The sequence below is a fragment of the Candidatus Nanopelagicales bacterium genome, assembly GCA_037045355.1.
In the GTDB taxonomy this organism is placed as follows: Bacteria; Actinomycetota; Actinomycetes; order S36-B12.
On the sequence record JBAOHO010000022.1, the window covers coordinates 1 to 16,681 of the forward strand.

General features: G+C 65.1%; 14 protein-coding genes, 1 tRNA gene and 1 pseudogene. 10 read left to right on the plus strand and 6 right to left on the minus strand.

Annotated features, from left to right (window positions below):
* The 4 genes from V9E98_12015 to V9E98_12030 form a co-directional block, all read right to left on the minus strand.
* Positions 1–183 (minus strand): hypothetical protein (locus tag V9E98_12015; protein ID MEI2717692.1); only part of this gene is annotated, 183 nt, incomplete at its 3' end.
* A gap of 144 nt (positions 184–327) precedes the next feature.
* Positions 328–1,563 (minus strand): hypothetical protein, encoded by a 1,236-nt coding sequence (locus tag V9E98_12020; protein ID MEI2717693.1) that lies wholly within the window; start codon positions 1,561–1,563, stop codon positions 328–330.
* Positions 1,564–1,664: 101 nt separating this feature from the next.
* Positions 1,665–2,387 carry a hypothetical protein gene (locus tag V9E98_12025; GenBank protein ID MEI2717694.1) on the minus strand — a complete coding sequence of 241 codons (723 nt, stop codon included), beginning with the start codon at positions 2,385–2,387 and terminating at the stop codon, positions 1,665–1,667.
* 127 nt (positions 2,388–2,514) lie between these two features.
* Positions 2,515–2,871 (minus strand): hypothetical protein, encoded by a 357-nt coding sequence (locus V9E98_12030; GenBank protein MEI2717695.1) that lies wholly within the window; start codon positions 2,869–2,871, stop codon positions 2,515–2,517.
* 356 nt (positions 2,872–3,227) lie between these two features.
* Between V9E98_12030 and V9E98_12035 the strand changes: the two are divergent.
* Positions 3,228–4,555, plus strand: a pseudogene (locus V9E98_12035) (ISL3 family transposase).
* A gap of 53 nt (positions 4,556–4,608) precedes the next feature.
* On the opposite strand, the gene V9E98_12040 reads toward V9E98_12035, so the two are convergent.
* A tRNA-Val gene (locus V9E98_12040) sits at positions 4,609–4,680 on the minus strand.
* Between the two features lie 197 nt (positions 4,681–4,877).
* On the opposite strand from V9E98_12040, the gene V9E98_12045 reads away from it, so the two are divergent.
* The 8 genes from V9E98_12045 to V9E98_12080 all read left to right on the plus strand — a co-directional run bounded on the left by V9E98_12045 (position 4,878) and on the right by V9E98_12080 (position 13,445).
* Positions 4,878–5,276, plus strand: a complete 399-nt coding sequence (locus tag V9E98_12045; GenBank protein MEI2717696.1) for a hypothetical protein — start codon at positions 4,878–4,880, stop codon at positions 5,274–5,276.
* A gap of 260 nt (positions 5,277–5,536) precedes the next feature.
* Positions 5,537–6,751, plus strand: coding sequence for an ATP-binding protein (locus V9E98_12050; GenBank protein ID MEI2717697.1), 1,215 nt, complete (start codon positions 5,537–5,539; stop codon positions 6,749–6,751).
* Positions 6,748–7,404 carry a response regulator transcription factor gene (locus V9E98_12055; protein ID MEI2717698.1) on the plus strand — a complete coding sequence of 219 codons (657 nt, stop codon included), beginning with the start codon at positions 6,748–6,750 and terminating at the stop codon, positions 7,402–7,404. Before V9E98_12050 ends, V9E98_12055 begins: the two co-directional genes overlap by 4 nt.
* Before the next feature lie 279 nt (positions 7,405–7,683).
* Positions 7,684–8,112, plus strand: coding sequence for an SsgA family sporulation/cell division regulator (locus V9E98_12060; GenBank protein MEI2717699.1), 429 nt, complete (start codon positions 7,684–7,686; stop codon positions 8,110–8,112).
* Positions 8,113–8,296: 184 nt separating this feature from the next.
* Positions 8,297–10,150, plus strand: coding sequence for a threonine--tRNA ligase (thrS, locus tag V9E98_12065; GenBank protein MEI2717700.1), 1,854 nt, complete (start codon positions 8,297–8,299; stop codon positions 10,148–10,150).
* Positions 10,032–10,811 (plus strand): His/Gly/Thr/Pro-type tRNA ligase C-terminal domain-containing protein, encoded by a 780-nt coding sequence (locus tag V9E98_12070; GenBank protein MEI2717701.1) that lies wholly within the window; start codon positions 10,032–10,034, stop codon positions 10,809–10,811. Before thrS ends, V9E98_12070 begins: the two co-directional genes overlap by 119 nt.
* Positions 10,812–10,856: 45 nt before the next feature.
* Positions 10,857–12,665 (plus strand): substrate-binding and VWA domain-containing protein, encoded by a 1,809-nt coding sequence (locus V9E98_12075; GenBank protein ID MEI2717702.1) that lies wholly within the window; start codon positions 10,857–10,859, stop codon positions 12,663–12,665.
* An 18-nt stretch (positions 12,666–12,683) separates the two neighbouring features.
* Positions 12,684–13,445: a hypothetical protein gene (locus V9E98_12080; GenBank protein ID MEI2717703.1), complete on the plus strand. Its 762-nt coding sequence runs from the start codon at positions 12,684–12,686 to the stop codon at positions 13,443–13,445.
* A gap of 103 nt (positions 13,446–13,548) precedes the next feature.
* Here the strand turns inward: V9E98_12080 and V9E98_12085 are convergent, their stop codons facing one another.
* Positions 13,549–15,582, minus strand: a complete 2,034-nt coding sequence (locus V9E98_12085) for an elongation factor G-like protein EF-G2 (protein ID MEI2717704.1) — start codon at positions 15,580–15,582, stop codon at positions 13,549–13,551.
* A 300-nt stretch (positions 15,583–15,882) separates the two neighbouring features.
* Between V9E98_12085 and V9E98_12090 the strand changes: the two genes are divergently transcribed.
* Positions 15,883–16,566 (plus strand): CDP-alcohol phosphatidyltransferase family protein, encoded by a 684-nt coding sequence (locus tag V9E98_12090; protein ID MEI2717705.1) that lies wholly within the window; start codon positions 15,883–15,885, stop codon positions 16,564–16,566.
* Positions 16,567–16,681 lie beyond the last annotated feature (115 nt).

Here is a 16,681-nt window from a genome sequence, read left to right on the forward strand (position 1 = left end):
GACTGCATCGATCAAAGACAGATGAAGCGGCAGATCCAGACCGGGCAGAAAGCGCGTCATACACAGGGGGAGCAGATACAGCGGTAGCAACAGCAGATAGCCCAGCCATAGCCACTGTCCTTCGGTAAGCGGTTGCCCACTCAAAGGCCCACAGCGCAAGCAGCGTTTCACCGACTCGAACATCTGGCCTCTCATATCACGATTCCAGTCGGCTACATCCAACTTGCTATGGATGGCTCAGCAGCGTCCTTACGATTCGGTACGCGGTATGCGCGGGCAACACGAACACCACCGCCACTCGAAGGCCCAGCAAAAAGACGCCCAGGATCATCGATTCCGAAGCTCACCGAACCGTCCGGTGTGATCAGTCCGCCACTTTCCGTGAGTGACCCAAACAGCGTATACAGCAGCAGATAGCAGACCACCACGATCGCAGGGGTCCGTAGCAGCGGGGCACAGCAGCGAAGCATGGATCTCCATGGTGCCACCTCGGGACCGGAGGTAAGGAACGCGAGGAGGAGTGCGTTCCCGATCGGACCTCCAGATGTAAAACGTGTCCGCCCCGCCCAGCTGAACGGCATACCAAACAAATGGGTGGTGCGATAAATTCGCTCGAAGGGAGTCCTCTTTTCCAAACGCTCGCGCTGGTGCAAGCGCAAAACCGGTAGCAGATACTGACACCCCAAAGATCACCGGCCCGCTGTCAATGTCTCCGAATCCATGGTGTCCACTTGCGTATTCACGAATCGCACCGAACCCAAAGAATGTCGATTCGTGCTTGAACAGACCATCGGCCAGAAGCTGCGCGGTGCGACGATCGGCAAAGCCCGCAAAGTACGCAGCAAGTCCAGTTCCAGAGCCGCGTGGTGCATCATGCGGCTTACCAGATCGGGCCCCCATCCGCTGGATGACCAGGCCACTGGCAGCGTCGATCTGCACCCGTTTCACTCGCTCCGCCCAGTGCGCAAGAACTCTGTGATGATTCTCTCCGGTAACTCGACCGTGCACGGCAATCGCCGCTGCCACGGCGGCTACATCGGTGGGATACGCCTCGCCCGGATAGGTTTCAATGAGCCCCGTGGCAGAAGCGAGTAGTCGGCGTTCATACGCAGCGATCAGGGCATCGTGTCGATCCGCAATCGACTTGGGAAAGTTCGGGATCGAGACCACGCCGAGCCATTCCCACAGCGAGTGCAGAGTAGCTGAGGTAGGCGTGTCCGTGCGTTCCCGACAAACTCTCCAGCGCATCTTCCCCATGCCACGCACGCCTGCCGAAGCGTCACGCATCTCCGGCAGAAAACTCTTCTGCGCGGCACGGCTCAACATCGGCACATATCGTTCCTTCCACTCTGGATGCGCCAGACAGAGCTGAGCCAGTCCCAACGCTGTCATTTGATGAGTCACGAGCGCCCACTCACCAGCAAAGCGATTTTTCGCGGTTGTGCTGCGAGCCACATCATCTCGCAGCTCGAACGCAATCAGTTCTTGGGCAAGTGACTGTTGCAGGACCGGATCGCCGCGCAGCCAACGACTGGCATCGCGACCGCACAGCATTGGGGGCACCAGTCCGCACGATCAGCAGAGCAACCAGGAGCGGAAGGAACCAGCGGAGCAGCTTCACAAAGCAATGATATCGCAACTGGCCAAGGTGACAGGATCAAACATCACCAACGCCAGAAGTAGCGACCGTCGGCTCCCCAGGTGATTGGGAAGGTCTGCCGGATGGTGAAGCCGACTCCCAAGCCGCGTGCGAGCTGCTGGGTCCGATCGATGCGGAGCGCAAACGGACTGCCGTTATCATCCCACCACTCCTCCCGCTGGGCGATGCAGGTCTCGCGACTGAAATAGGCATTCGCACAGCGAACAGGTGGGCTCCATCGTTGCCGATGCGCAAAGTGAACGGTGAACGTACTGCCATCGGGATTGGGTCCGCTGATCGTGCCTTCGGCATACAGACAGTATCCGGTGCTAGGAATGTTCCACCTGACATAGTGCTGACGCCCCGCATCCAAGGGAACTGGTGTCATGCCGTTGCAGTTCGCATCACCGATGCTCTCGCTGGTCACCCGCTGTACGTTGCGGGTTGGGAGTCCGGTTCCATCCGAGTACCCATCCACAAGCACCCACTGTCCATCCGCCGAGCGCAGGAACTTTTCACCATAGGAAGGAGGCCAGGAAGCCGGATCTCCCCATGAGATGTCCGATGAGGAAACGCTCTGCGGCGACCACGCCCACTGCCCTGCAACCGTGCCACCAGACCAGAACTGACCCGCTGATCTCGACTGCATCAGCGCATAGTCATCCCATGTCTCCGCACGAGCCATGGGCATCACACCCGCAGACACCAAGAGAACAGCACAGACCTGGAATACTCGACCATTCGACATGTGGGCAGCCTATCACGGGAGCAAAGGAGAAGGCCGGATAAACCGAGTGAACCACTGGATCGCAGTCAGATGGGCGGATTGGGTCTCCATCAGTGCCGCCAGAGCAGAGTATAGAGCATGACCAGTATCAGGAGGACGGCGGCAGTGAGCAGAACATAACGCCCGGTGTGGGTACGAAGGAAGGACGGTCGCAAGCCTGCGAAGTCCTCAGCCCAGCCTTGGAAGTGGACGCCGCACTCGGGACAGGTTGTCGAAGACGCAGCAATCGAGCAGCGACACCTAGGACACAGGACGGCCAGGCCGACAGCCCCGCGATGATCAGGCCGCCGATGGCCAGCGAAATCACGGCCCCACGCAGCAGGTTCGACGTGGAGTCCCCGATTTCGTCGTAAGGGACCCCGTTGATCTTCGAAACAACGGTGATGATCACCACGTAGAGGACCCAGATGCCGATGCCCACCAGAGCATTTGGTTCAACGCGCATGTAGGTGTGTAGACCGGCGAGATCACCGGCGACCAAGGACCTGCGGGGCGATTCGTCCCTGAAACCGCTACGCGCTTGAGTGTTGTGCTATTGCGCCGATTTCTGCACCACATCCGCCGCGACGATGAGCACCTGTCCAGTACACGGGCCTCACCCGGCGTCATTGCCAATATGCGCCACCGCCGCGTCGATCCGCACGTGGCCGGGTTCTGTTTCGGCGTGAGAGAAACCCCTTGATAACCGGCTCTTCTGACGTACCTGTGGGTGTCTGAGCGACCCGGAACGAGGCGCACGCCGCTTCCTGTCTAGGTTTCTGAGCTGTCAAGGAACAGGAACCAGTGACACAGGAGAGCGGCGTGCGTGATGTCAGCCTATGGCGGGCTCTGTTGGGCGTCGAGAAGACGGTGATCGAGCGGCGTCGAGTTCGATGAGGATGCCGAGGTCGCTGGTCGCGCACGTGCGGCCGCGACGAGACGGCACGCGGGACCGGTGCGGGCGTATGCCGGCGCGCGCAGTCCGGGTATGACACCGGGCGCGGGACGCCGGCGGTGGCGAGCGCTGGACCTGGGCACGGTCCGCGGCGATGCTGGAGGCCGACGCCCCGCGGGTGACGCTGCCGCGGTCCATGGGGTGGTGGTCGCAGTCGGTGCCGTGGGCGCGCCACGGCGCCGGGCCACACGCTACGCCTTCGATGAGCAGGTGGCGTGGCTGGCCACCCAGGCGTCGAAGTCCACGGTGACGCAGCTGATGCGGATCGCGTGGCGCACGGTCGGGTCGATCATCACCCGGGTCTGGGCCGACATCGATGCCGCGCAGCGACCGGCTCGACCGGGCTGCGCCGGATCGGGATCGACGAGATCTCCTACAAGCGGGGCCACAAGTACCTGATCGTCGTGGTCGACCACGACACCCGGCGGCTGGTGTGGGCCGCGCCCGGGTCGCGACAAGCGCCACCGTGAGCGAGTTCTTCGACGCTGCTCGGCCCGGCAGCGGTGCGCCGCAGATCACCCACGTCAGCGCCGATGGCGGCGGACTTCATCGACGCCATCGTCGCGCGCCGACTGTCCGGCACGCGGTGCGGGTGCGCCGATCCGTTCCACGTCGTGCGCTGGGCCACCGACGCCCTCGACGAGGTCCGCCGCGACGCCTGGAACGACGCCCGAACCGAGCTCGCAACGAGGCGAACCGCGCGGTCCGCGGCACGGCCACGCGCCGACGCTCCGCCGCGGCCCGGCCAGCGAGCGGGCCAAGGCACTGCAAGGGTGCCCGCTACGCGCTGTGGAAGAACCCCGAGAACCTCACCGACAGCCAGCAGGCCAAGCTCGACGTGGATCGCCGACGACCGACCCCAGGCTGCACCGCGCCGTACCTGCTCAAGGAAGGCCTGCGGCTGGTGTTCCAGCTGCCCTACGACGACGCGGCCGAAGCCCTCGACCGGTGGATCAGCTGGGCCCGCCGCTGCCGCATCCCAGCGTTCGTCAAACTGCAGAAGAGCATCGTCAAACACCGCGCCCGGATCCTGGCCGCGATCGAACACAACCTGTCCAACGGACTCATCGAGTCCACCAACACCAAGATCCGACTGATCACCCGCAATGGCGCTACGGCTTCCAATCTCCCGAGGCCCTCATCGCGCTGGCGATGCTCAGCCCTCGGCGGCCATCCACCGACCCTGCCCGGCCGGCCAATGACCCACGAGATCCGTCAGGAGGGCCCGATAACCAAGGGGTTTCGGGGTGGTCGATACTGGGTTCGAACCAGTGACCCCTCGCGTGTGAAGCGAGTGCTCTACCGCTGAGCTAATCGACCATCTGTGACCCCGGAGGGCCATACATCTGAAGCGTCACGAGAATACACCGCACGATTCGCGCCCCGCCCACTCGACGGGGCAAGCGATGCGGAACAGGGAGGCAGTCAGGGACTAGGACCTGGCGGACCAATGGTCCTATGGTCGGGCGTTCGCAGGTGCGGGACGGTTGACTCAACCACGACCAAGGAGATCGTCGATGAACACGACCACACGTACCGCCATCGCGCTGACCGCAGGTACCGCGCTTCTGTTGATTCCGGTTGGAGTGGGTGCTGCCAAGGATGACAACCGCGCTGAGGTGCGCGTCATCGGGGACTGTTCAGCACGCACCGACTGGAAACTCAAGGCCAAGGAACGTGACGGCGGACTCGAAGTCGAGTTCGAGGTGGACTCGAATCGAGTGGGCCAGACCTGGGCATTTGTGATTTCGCGGAACGGGGCCCAATTCGCCCAGGGCAATCGGCGCACGACGGCCCCCAGCGGATCGTTCAGTGTGGAGCGCCGGACGGTTGGCAGCGAAGGGCCGGACACGATCACGGCACGGTCTCAGAACGTGCGCACCGGTGAGGTCTGTCTGGCCACACTGTCGATCTGACCGGTGGTCCGGACCCCCTGCGGCTTCAGGTCACGGCCCTCGTGAGAACTGCCCTTGCGAGGAGCCCGGTGATTGGTCGGCCGGCGCTTGCTCCTGCCGACGGTCAAGAAGGAACCGAGTGTCGACCCGCCGAGGAAGGGGATCGGTTCCCAAGGGCGGTTGCAGCATCAAGAATCATCCCGTGAACACCACCCAGCCGCTCCAGAAGTCGGTGGGACGCCAGGTGGCGCGAATTCGCGGTCCCGGGCTTCATTGCCCTGGTGGCGTTGGCGATTGTTTCGTACGTCATCGCACAGCGAGTGGCTGCCGACGAGGCGCTGCGGGACGCCACGGAGTTGGCCGAAGTCATGGCCCGAGCAGCAGTGGAGCCGGAGTTGGAGGGGGCCGACCTCACTCGTTCGGTGGGGCTGTCCGGACTGGACAGACTGGCCAGGCAGAAATTGCTGGCTGATCCGGTCGTGGCGATCCGCCTGTGGGCCGACGACGGGACCATTGTGTATGCAACGGAGCCGCGGCTGATCGGCCAACGATTCGAGTTGGGGCCGGATGAACGCGAGATCCTCAACGATGGAGGTATCGCCGCAGAGGTCAGCGACCTCGGCAAGCCGGAGAACCGATATGAACGAGGTTTCGGTGAACTGGTTGAGGTCTACCTTCCTGTTGAAGCCGACGGGGACAACCGCTATCTGTTCGAGATCTACGCCAGTCAGTCCGCAATCGACCAGGCGGCCCAACGGATCATGGCGGCTTTCACGCCAGTTCTGGTGGGGTCACTCGTCGTCCTGACCGGCATCCTGATCGGGCTGGCCTGGCGGATGGCGCGACGACTCCAGCAGGAGAACACGGTGCGGGAGCGGTTGCTGCACCACGCGTTGGACTCCTCGGAGACCGAGCGTCGCCGGATTGCCGCGGACCTTCATGATGGAGTGGTGCAGGATCTGGCAGGGGTCACTTACGCGCTGGCTGCAATGGCGGATCAGGCTGACGACCCCGCAGCTCGTGGCAAACTCGACCGCACAGCGATGACGACGAGGAGCGCAGTGCGCAGTCTCCGATCTCTCTTGCTGGACATCTATCCTCAATCGCTCAGCGAGGCCGGACTGAACGCAGCCCTGGCCGATCTGGTGTCCGGCTTGCCACCTTCAATGCGAGGTGAGGTGTCGATGCCTGATCCGGTCACGTTGGATGACTCCCAGCAATCGGCCATCTATCGGGCAGCCCGGGAATCGATCCACAACGCCGCCCGACACTCGGCGGCGACTCAGGTCCAGGTTGGTGTCAGGCCCCGTTCCGACGGTGGGGCAGTGCTCACGGTCCGCGACGATGGTTCCGGGTTCAACCCCGCGGAAGTCCCTGCCGGGCATTTCGGTATCGCACTACTGCGCGACTTGGCGACGTCGGTCGGCGGCAACTACGCGATCGATTCGAGTCCGGGGCGCGGGACACTGGTCACGTTTGCGGTGCCGGGTCGATGATCCGGGTTGTCGTGGCCGACGACCACGCTGTCATGCGCGAAGGCCTGGTCATGCTGCTGGAGACCCGTGCCGAGATGCAGGTTGTCGCCCAGGCCGAGAACGGTGAACAGGCGGTGGAGCGCGCGATCCGTCAACGCGCCGACGTCGTCCTCATGGATATCTCAATGCCGGTGCTCGACGGTGTGGCCGCAACGCGGCTGCTGTACGACCGCGCACCCGATGTGGCAGTAGTGATCTTGACGACCTTCGCGGACAGCAAGAAGGTCATGGCCAGCCTCGAGGCCGGTGCGGTCGGCTACCTGATGAAGGACAGTGCCGCAGCCGACGTCATCGCCGGAGTCGTGGCGGCGGCGAACGGTGGGTCCCCCTTGGATCCGCGCGTGGCTCGCTCACTGGTCGAGGCGCAGCGGCGCGACCCGGCGCCGCAGAATGACGTGACTCTGACGGTCAAGCAGGGCGAGGTCTTGTCATTGGTTGCCGAGGGCCTTTCGAATCGGCTCATCGCCCGGCAGATGGGCATCTCCGAGAAGACCGTCAAGACCCATCTCACGACGATCTACGCACTGCTGGGGGTGACCGACCGGGTACAGGCTGCGGTTTGGGCGCAACGACACCTACCCACACTGGGCTGGAGCCGGCCCTCAGACTGCTGATCGACCCGCCATCCGTCCCGAACGGAGTAATCGCGGGCGCGTTCGGAGTAATGGCACTTGTCCGATTCGTGTGGGTCCGAACCGTCTGTAAGGGTGAACTTGGGGAGTCACCCGCGCGGCGTCGCCTAATCGTGACCGGCGCGGGGAACATAGGAACCCGCGTGGGCGTCTGAATTGGGCAGGCGCCAGGGGTGCCAGACCGGACTGTGACCTTTTCTACACCGGGGGTCAGGTGTGGTGGTTCGGGTCATGGGCACACCGGGGCTGGGAGGAGCAGACATGAAACCATCACAACCCGCACCGATGCTGTCCAGCGACGTGCTGATGCAGGTTGTCGTCGACGATGACAACCGGGTGTCCATGGCTGCCACGCTCGGTTACACCGCCCTCGATCCCTACGCCGTCTCGGTCACCTTCCGCACCGCGGAGGGAGACATCACCTGGACCTTCGCCCGCGACCTTCTGAAACAGGGCATGAGCGACGCCGTCGGCGAAGGAGACATCCGGATTCGTCCGGCGCACCCGAGCCGGGGCCCGATCTTGAACCTGTCGCTGTCGTCCCCGAGTGGGACCGCCGACATCGAGGCTCCGCGCCACGACGTCGCCGCGTTTCTGGGGGACACGTTCGACATGGTCCCGGAGGGCTCCGAGTGGATGTACCTCGACCTGGACCGCACGATCGACGATCTTCTGGCCGATCCGCTCTGACGTCGTCCTCAGCGCTGGCACCATCCCCACCCTGACGCCACCCGCCCGCTGACGCCATCCCCCTCCGCTGACGCCATCCCCCCCTGACGGGCCCTCGCGCTCGCTCCTTCCCCGCTCCGATGTCACAGCGGATGTGCTCCGAAGCCGGGCAACCGGGCGACCCGAGCCCCCCTACGATGGGGCCATGCGGATCACCTTCGATGGGCGGGAACGCACCGTCGCCGACGACGCCACCGGACAAGACCTGGTCGGAGACGACCGATCAGTGGTCGTGGTCCGGGTCGATGGCGAGTTGACCGATCTCGACCAACCGCTTCCTGCGGGGGCGGTGGTCGAACCTGTCACGGTCGATTCCCCGGACGGACTCAACGTTCTGCGTCACTCGACTGCCCATGTGATGGCCCAGGCCGTCCAGGACCTCTTCCCCGACGCCCGATTGGGCATCGGCCCGCCCATCGCGGACGGTTTCTACTACGACTTCTCCGTCTCGGAGCCGTTCGCCGCCGAGGATCTCGCCGCCGTACAGAAGAAGATGGTGGCGATCGTCAAGAGCGGGCAGCGGTTCGCGCGCCGCGTCGTCGAAGAGGACGAGGCCCGAGCGGAGTTGTCCGCGGAGCCCTTCAAACTGCGGCTGATCGGTAGCGAGGGCGGCGCCGACGTCATGGAGGTCGGCGGCAAGGAACTCACCATCTACGACAACCTGGACCGCACGGGGAATCGGTCGTGGAGCGATCTGTGCCGCGGACCGCATGTGCCATCCACCCGCTACATCCCGCCCAACGCATTCAAAGTGATGCGGTCCGCCGCCGCCTACTGGCTGGGAGACCAGGCGAACGAGCAGTTGCAGCGCTTGTACGGAACGGCGTGGCCCGACAAGGAGCAACTGCAGGCCTACCTGACATTCCTCCAAGAGGCCGAGCGTCGCGACCATCGACGTCTCGGTGCCGAACTCGATCTCTTCTCCTTCCCCGAAGAGATCGGTTCCGGGCTGGCAGTCTTCCACCCCAAGGGTGGTGTCGTCCGAAAGGTCATGGAGGACTACTCGCGGCAGCGGCACGAAGAGGCCGGCTACGAGTTCGTCAACACCCCCCACATCACCAAGGCCGCTCTGTTCGAGAAGTCCGGCCACCTCGACTGGTACGCGGACGGCATGTACCCGCCGATGGACCTCGATGCCGAATACGGCCCCGATGGCGAGATCAAGCGCCAGCCGCAGCAGTACTACCTCAAGCCCATGAACTGCCCCATGCACAACCTGATCTACGGTGCCCGAGGTCGCTCGTACCGAGAACTCCCGATACGGCTGTTCGAGTTCGGCACGGTGTACCGCTACGAGAAATCCGGAGTCGTTCAGGGGCTCACCCGGGCCCGTGGTTTCACCCAGGACGATGCCCATATCTACTGCACCAAGGAACAGATGCCGGCCGAGTTGGACTCGTTGCTGACGTTCGTGCTCGACCTGCTCCGCGACTACGGGCTCGACGACTTCTACCTCGAACTGTCCACCCGTGACCCTGACAAGAGCGTCGGCGGCGAGGAGGACTGGGCCGAGGCCACCCAAGCACTACGCGAGGCGGGAGAGCGCCAAGGGCTGGAACTGGTCATGGACGAAGGCGGTGCCGCGTTCTACGGCCCCAAGATCAGCGTCCAGGCCAAGGACGCCATCGGGCGCACCTGGCAGATGTCGACAAATTCAGGTCGACTTCCAGATGCCGCAGCGGTTCGACCTCGAGTTCACGGCGCCCGACGGTTCCCGTCAGCAGCCGATCATGATCCATCGCGCACTGTTCGGCTCCATCGAGCGGTTCTTCGCGGTGCTGCTGGAGCACTACGCGGGAGCCTTCCCGGCGTGGCTGGCGCCGGTCCAAGTCGTCGGGATCCCGATCGCCGACGATCACATCCCCTACCTGCAAGAGGTGGTGGCTCAACTCAAAGCCCACGGAATCAGAGCAGAAGTCGACACCGGTGCCGACCGGATGCAGAAGAAGATCCGCAACGCTCAGAAACAGAAGGTCCCTTTCATGCTTTTGGCCGGTGACGACGACGTGTCCCGCAACGCGGTGTCCTTCCGGTATCGCAGCGGTGAGCAGAACAACGCTGTTCCCATCGCGGACGCTGTGGCAGAGATCGTCGCAGCCGTTCAGAGAGCGCCGCGCGTGAACGAAGGCGAGCGGGACCCGCACGCGGAGTCGGACATGGCGGACGGGCTCCAGCGGCTGTGGGCTCCGCATCGGATGTCGTACATCAAGGGGGAGGGCAAGCCGGCGGACGACACCGGTGGCGAGCACTGCCCGTTCTGCCGGGCTCCCACTTTGGACGACGACGCCGGGCTCGTTGTGGCGCGCGGGGGCCTGGTCTTCGCTGTGATGAACCTCTATCCCTACAACACGGGCCACCTCCTCATCTGCCCGTATCGCCACATCGCCGATATCACGGAGCTGACGGGCGACGAGTACTCAGAACTCGGTGCGTTCACTCAGCGCGCGATGTCCGTGATCCGCGAAACCATGCAGCCGCACGGGTTCAACATCGGGGTCAATCAAGGACCCGTCGCCGGCGCAGGAATCGCGGCCCACCTGCACGAACACGTCGTCCCGCGTTGGGGCGGGGACGCGAACTTCATGCCGCTGATCGCCCGGACCAAGGTCCATCCGCAGGAGATTCCCGATACGCGGGCGATACTGGCCGCCGCATGGTGACCCTTTGGTGACCTATTCGGCGCCGACAACCCCCACAATGGGCCTGTGAGCAGCTCGACGAAGTCCAAGGTTCCGCTGATCGTCGCGGCCATCGTGGGCGTGCTGCTCGTGCTAGGTGTTCGCCAACTGTTCTCGGGCAGCGACGCTGGAAACAACGGCGCGGGTAACACGGACACGTCAGGTTGCACTCAGGTCACGGTGGCAGCCTCCAGCGAGAAGGCCGCACTGTTGTCGGAGCTGGCCACCGAATACAACGACGAGGGCCGCCAGGTCGACGGCAACTGCGTCGCCGTCACGGTCAACTCCAAGGCCAGCGGCGGGGCCGCCCAGGCCCTCGCCCGGGGATGGCGCGAAGACGTCGACGGACCGCTGCCCACTGTCTGGACGCCAGCCTCGTCGTCATGGGCGGTCATCGTCCAACAGGACCTCGCCGCCGCCGACAAGCCCGACATCATCCCCACCAGCCGGGACTCGATCGCCCAGACACCGCTCGTGATCGCGATGCCGCGACCGATGGCCGAGGCCCTGGGTTGGCCCGACAAGCAGATCGGGTGGCGCGACCTCGCCGAACTTGCCAAGTCCCCGAAGGGCTGGGCCGAGAAGAACCACCCGGAATGGGGCCGGTTCAAACTCGGCAAGACCAACCCGTACTACTCCACGTCAGGTCTCAACGCCACGATCGCCTCCTACTACGCGGCCACCGGGCTCGCCAGTGATCTCACCTTGAAGGACCTGCGCAATCCCAAGACACAGGAATTCGTGCGCAACCTCGAGTCCAGCGTCGTGCACTACGGCGACACGACTCTCACGTTCTTGTCCAACATGGCCAACGAGGCTGCCCGGGGCCAAGGCCTCACCTACGTCAGTGCCGTGACCGTCGAAGAGAAGTCCGTGCTCGACTACAACCGGGGCAACCCGACCGGTAATCCGGCCACCTTGGGCCAAGAACCACCCCCGAGTGTCCCGCTCGCGGCCGTGTACCCCAGCGACGGCACCCTGATCTCCGACAACCCTTGGTTGGTGCTCGATGCCACCTGGGTGTCGCCCGAACAGAAGGCCGCCGCCGCCGACTTCCTGCAGTGGGTGCGCGAGCCGGACCAGCAGCGCCGCTTCACTGAAGCCGGCTTCCGTACCTTCGAAGGGGTTCCGGGGGATGTGATCCGACCGGAGGACGGGATGCTGCCGGCCGGCGCCAAGACCGTTCTCTCGCCTCCCGCCCCGAACGTGCTCGCCGCCCTCCAGCAATCCTGGGACACACTGCGCAAGCGCGCCCACGTGCTGATGGTCATGGACGTCTCGGGGTCGATGGGCGAACCGGTCCCCAGCGCCGGGGCGAACAAGCTCCAGTTGGCGCAACAGGCGGCCATCGGGGCCCTGGACGGATTCGCCCCTGACGACCAAGTGGGTCTGTGGGTGTTCTCGACGGGCCAAGGCGACAACGGGGAGCCGTACCGGCAACTCGTCCCGATCGGTCCTGCCAAGGACACCGTCCCGGTGATGAAGCGGGACATCGCGGAACTGCTGGCTGACGGCGGCACCGGTTTGTACGCGACCTTGCGGGAGGCGCAGAAGGAGAGCCTCAAGACCTTGGACACCGAACGGATCAATGCGATCGTCCTGCTCAGCGACGGCCGCAACGAGTATCCGCCCGACACTGATCTCGACGGGCTACTCGATCAACTCGGCGCCGAGAGCGTCGACACCAGCGTCCGGGTGTTCACGATCGGATACGGCGAAGCGGCGGATACGGAAGCGTTGGAGCGCATCGCCGAGGCTTCCCGCGGCCAGTACTACGAGGCCAACGATCCGACCAGCATCGAGAAGGTGCTCACGAGCGTCCTGTCGAACTTCTGATCCGGGCATACTCACCTCATGGCGGCCGGCGACGAACTGAAGGATCCCTGGGGCTGGTTGGTTGCCGGCGTCAGCGGGGGTCTGGGCTGGGCGGTGCTCGCTGGGGCACTCGGGCCGGTCGCCATCCCGATCGGTCTGGGCATCGGGGCCGCGGTACTCGGCACGAAGGTCGCACTGGGGTCGCGCTCGGGGGCAGAGGCTCCGAAGCGTAAACCCAGCAAGCTGCCCAAACCGCCCCAGCATTCTCCGCAGGCGGCGTTGCTCGCGCGCGCCGGACGTGCTCAGCGGCAGATCAGGACGTTGGCGGATGCCACCGATGACGATTGGTTGACGGGCCATGTCGGTCGGGTCGATGACGAGGTGCTGATCGTCAACGATCGGCTCGCGGATCTGGCCGGTCGGGTCACTGTGGCTGACGGCTCACTTTTCTCCGCCCAACCGGACGTGCTGCACGCCGAGTACCAGCGCGCTGCCGCTTCGGTCGCAGCCGAGGTCGACCCGGCGCTGAAGGCCGAACGGCAGCAGACGCTGACCGCGTTGGAGTCGCAGGTGCAGTCGGTCGACCGCCTCGGGCGTCTGCGCGACACACTGCTGACCCGCATGCAGACCGCCGTGGTGGGCTTGGAGGGACTCGCGTCGCGGATGGGAGAACTGGTGGCCCTGGGTGACGACCCCGTGACCCACGACCACAGCTCCGAGGTCCTGGGCCAACTCACCTCAGACCTCGACAACCTCCGCTCGGGCTTGGCTGAGGCCGAAGCCCTCTCACGTCAGTTGTAGGGCGCGCGGAGAACCTCAAGTCCCGGCGGGCCTTCGCTCCAGGCGAGCCTGTACTTCTCGGCGAGCCTTTGCTTCTCGGCGAGCCTTTGCTTCTCGGCGAGCCTCACTTCTCGGCGAGCAGAGCGGCACGCAGCCGCTCGGGGACGGGCTCGTAGCCGCCGTCAGCCCGCGTGAAGGTCGCCGCCCCATGACTGATGGCCCGCAGGTCGATCGAGTAACGGGTCAACTCGGCCGCCGGCACCACTGCGAGGACCCGGGTCATGCCGCCCTCGAGCGACTCCGACCCGGTCATCCGGCCCCGACGTGAAGCGAGGTCGGACATGACGGCACCGACATACTCGTCGGACACGTCGATCGTGACCTCGGCGACCGGCTCCAGCAGGACTTCACCAGCTGCGATCGCGGCTTCTTTGAGGGCGAGCCCGGCGGCGGTGGCGAATGCCATGTCCGACGAGTCGACGGAGTGTGCTTTGCCATCCACCACGGTGACTTCGATGTCGACGACGGGGAACCCCGACGACAGGCCGGACGCCATCTGCTGCTGGACCCCCTTGTCGACGGACGAGATGAACTGGCGCGGGATCGCGCCACCCACCACCTTGTCCACGAACGAGTAACCTCCGCCGGGTCCCGTGGGGCGCACCTCGATGTCGACAACGGCGTACTGCCCATGGCCACCTGACTGCTTGACCAGCCGACCGTGTCCCTTGCCGGATCCCGCGAACGTCGTGCGCAGCGGAATCTTCACGGGCTGTGCCGTGACCTTGACCCCGAATCGGCGCCGCAGGCGATCGAGCAGGACATCGGCGTGGGTCTGACCCATGCACCACAGGACGACCTGATGGGTCTCGGCGTTGCGCTCGACCCGGACAGTGGGATCCTCGGCCTGGAGCCGGCCCAGGGCGGTCGACAACTTGTCCTCGTCTTGACGGGTGTCCGCGGCCACCGCCAAAGGCAGCAACGGATCGGGCATCAGCCATGGTTCGACGAGCAGCGGTTGGCCCGGATCGCTCAATGTGTCGCCGGTCTCGGCGCGCGACAGCCGCGCCACCGTGACGATGTCTCCGGCCACGCCGGAGGCGACCGGGGTCAAGGTCGATCCTCGCGCGGAGCTGATGGCGCCGGCGCGCTCGTCTTCATCGTGGTCCTCGTGGCCGCGGTCGGACAGGAAATGCCCGGACACGTGCAGCACGGTGTCCGCTCGCAGAGTTCCGCTGAAGACGCGCACCAACGACAGTCGACCCGCGAACTGATCGCTGGACGTCTGAATGACCTCGGCGCACAGGGGACCGTCCGGATCGCACTGAAGTGGCACCGTCGCACCGCCTGAAGGGGCAGTGGCCTTGGGAAGCCCGTGCTCGGCGGGCGTGGGGAACCCGCCGACGAGCAGTTCGAGGACTTCCATGATTCCGACCACACGCTCGGGGCCCACCGACACCGGGAGAACCGGGTGGAAATGCCCCCGGGCCACGGCCTTCTCCAGATCATCGATGAGCATGCCGATGTCGAGGTCCTCGCCGCCGAGGAACCGATCCATCAAGGTCTCGTCCTCGGACTCCGTGATGATCCCCTCGATCAGCGAACTGCGGGCATCGGTGACCAACTCCTGGTGCTGCGGCTCCGATGACCGGACCTGTCGCCTGCCCGAGGAATAGTCGTACACGTTCTGGGTCAACAGGCCGATGACACCGGCCATGGTCTCGTCGTCAGCCAGCATCGGCAGATACATGGGCTGGATCCCATCGCCGAAAGCACGCCGGCACAGGGCGATCTCCTCGTCGAAGTCGGCTTCTTCGCGATCGAGCTTGGTGACGACGACGGCGCGCGGCATCCCCACGGCGGCGCATTCCTGCCACAGCATCGTGGTGCCGGCATCGATGCCATCACCGGCGGCGACGACGAACAACGCGGCGTCGGCCCCCCGTAATCCCGCCCGCAACTCCCCGACGAAGTCCCCGTAGCCGGGAGTGTCCAACAGGTTGATCCGGGTGTTGTCGAACGAGAAGGACAACGGCGTGAGCATCACCGACCGGTCGAGTTCGTGTTCGATGTCCGTGTGATCGGACACGGTCGTCTGCTTCTCCACCGAGCCCCGGGCGTGGATCGCCCCGGCGGCCTGCAGCATCGCCTCTGCCACGGTGGTCTTGCCGGCCCTCCGAAGGCGCCCACTAGGACCACATTTCGGATGGCTGGTTGGCGCATGCGTGACCTCCCCGGACACTGTCGCTGTTCGTCGTCTCACCATAGTGCCGAGGCGGTGGCCACCCACTCATGGCATCCGCCCCCCGGCGCTCATGGCATCCGCCCCCTGGCGCACACCGGGCCGATCAAAGCCGGCGGCGTCGGGGCGCGTCACGCCGCAGTCCTCACACAGCCCGGGGCTACCATCTGCTCAGGCAGCCCGGAAAGCTGCTCAGGCAGCCCGGAAAGGCTCTCGATGCTCAACAACCAGCAAGCCCGCAACGTGGCCTCTCGCGTGATCGACCCGGTGGCGCGGCGGCTCCTGGCGTTCGGCATCAGCCCCGACGCGGTCACCTACGTGGGAGCGGCGGGAACCAGCATCGCGGCGCTGTGGTTCTTCCCGCGCGGGCAGTTCGTCGCCGGCGTCCTGGTCATCATGATCTTCGTCTTCAGCGATCTGCTCGACGGCACCATGGCACGCCTGTCGGGCCGGGCGGGCCCGTGGGGGAACTACCTGGACTCAACGCTGGATCGGGTCGCCGATGGCGCCGTGTTCGGCGGTGTGCTCATCTACTTCGCCACGCGCGGCGAATCCTGGCAGACCGCGGCGGCGTGGGTGTGTCTCGTCGGGGGCTTCACGGTCTCGTACGCCAAGGCCCGGGCCGAAAGTGTCGGCGCCGAAGCCAACGTCGGCATCGCGGAGCGGGCCGAGCGCCTCATCGTCATCTTGCTGGCGGCTTTCATCACCGGATTGGGTGTCGTGTGGGTCCTTCCGGCCGCGACCGCCCTGCTGGCTGTGCTGACGCTGGTCACGATCGCACAGCGCTTCACGCATGTCCGTGGCCAACTTGTTCGCCGTTCCCCCGAACCAGGCGCTGACGAGGCTCCACCCTCAGCAGGAGTCCCGGGACCGACCACCGACCCCGGGACCAGTGCGTGATCACCGACACCTTCGCTTATTGGGGGTACTCCGTCGGGTGGAGCACCGTACGCAAGATGCCCGAGAAGCGCGCCTACGCGCTGTTTCGCCGACTCGCCGACCAGACATGGCGTCG

Excerpts from the sequence above, each read along its gene's own strand:
- V9E98_12045 (MEI2717696.1), top strand. The coding sequence starts at position 4,878 with ATGAACACGACCACACGTACCGCCATCGCGCTGACCGCAGGTACCGCG.
- V9E98_12080 (MEI2717703.1), top strand. The coding sequence starts at position 12,684 with ATGGCGGCCGGCGACGAACTGAAGGATCCCTGGGGCTGGTTGGTTGCC.
- V9E98_12060 (MEI2717699.1), top strand. The coding sequence starts at position 7,684 with ATGAAACCATCACAACCCGCACCGATGCTGTCCAGCGACGTGCTGATG.
- V9E98_12090 (MEI2717705.1), top strand. The coding sequence starts at position 15,883 with ATGCTCAACAACCAGCAAGCCCGCAACGTGGCCTCTCGCGTGATCGAC.
- thrS (MEI2717700.1), top strand. The coding sequence starts at position 8,297 with ATGCGGATCACCTTCGATGGGCGGGAACGCACCGTCGCCGACGACGCC.
- V9E98_12030 (MEI2717695.1), bottom strand. The coding sequence starts at position 2,871 with ATGCGCGTTGAACCAAATGCTCTGGTGGGCATCGGCATCTGGGTCCTC.
- V9E98_12025 (MEI2717694.1), bottom strand. The coding sequence starts at position 2,387 with ATGTCGAATGGTCGAGTATTCCAGGTCTGTGCTGTTCTCTTGGTGTCT.
- V9E98_12055 (MEI2717698.1), top strand. The coding sequence starts at position 6,748 with ATGATCCGGGTTGTCGTGGCCGACGACCACGCTGTCATGCGCGAAGGC.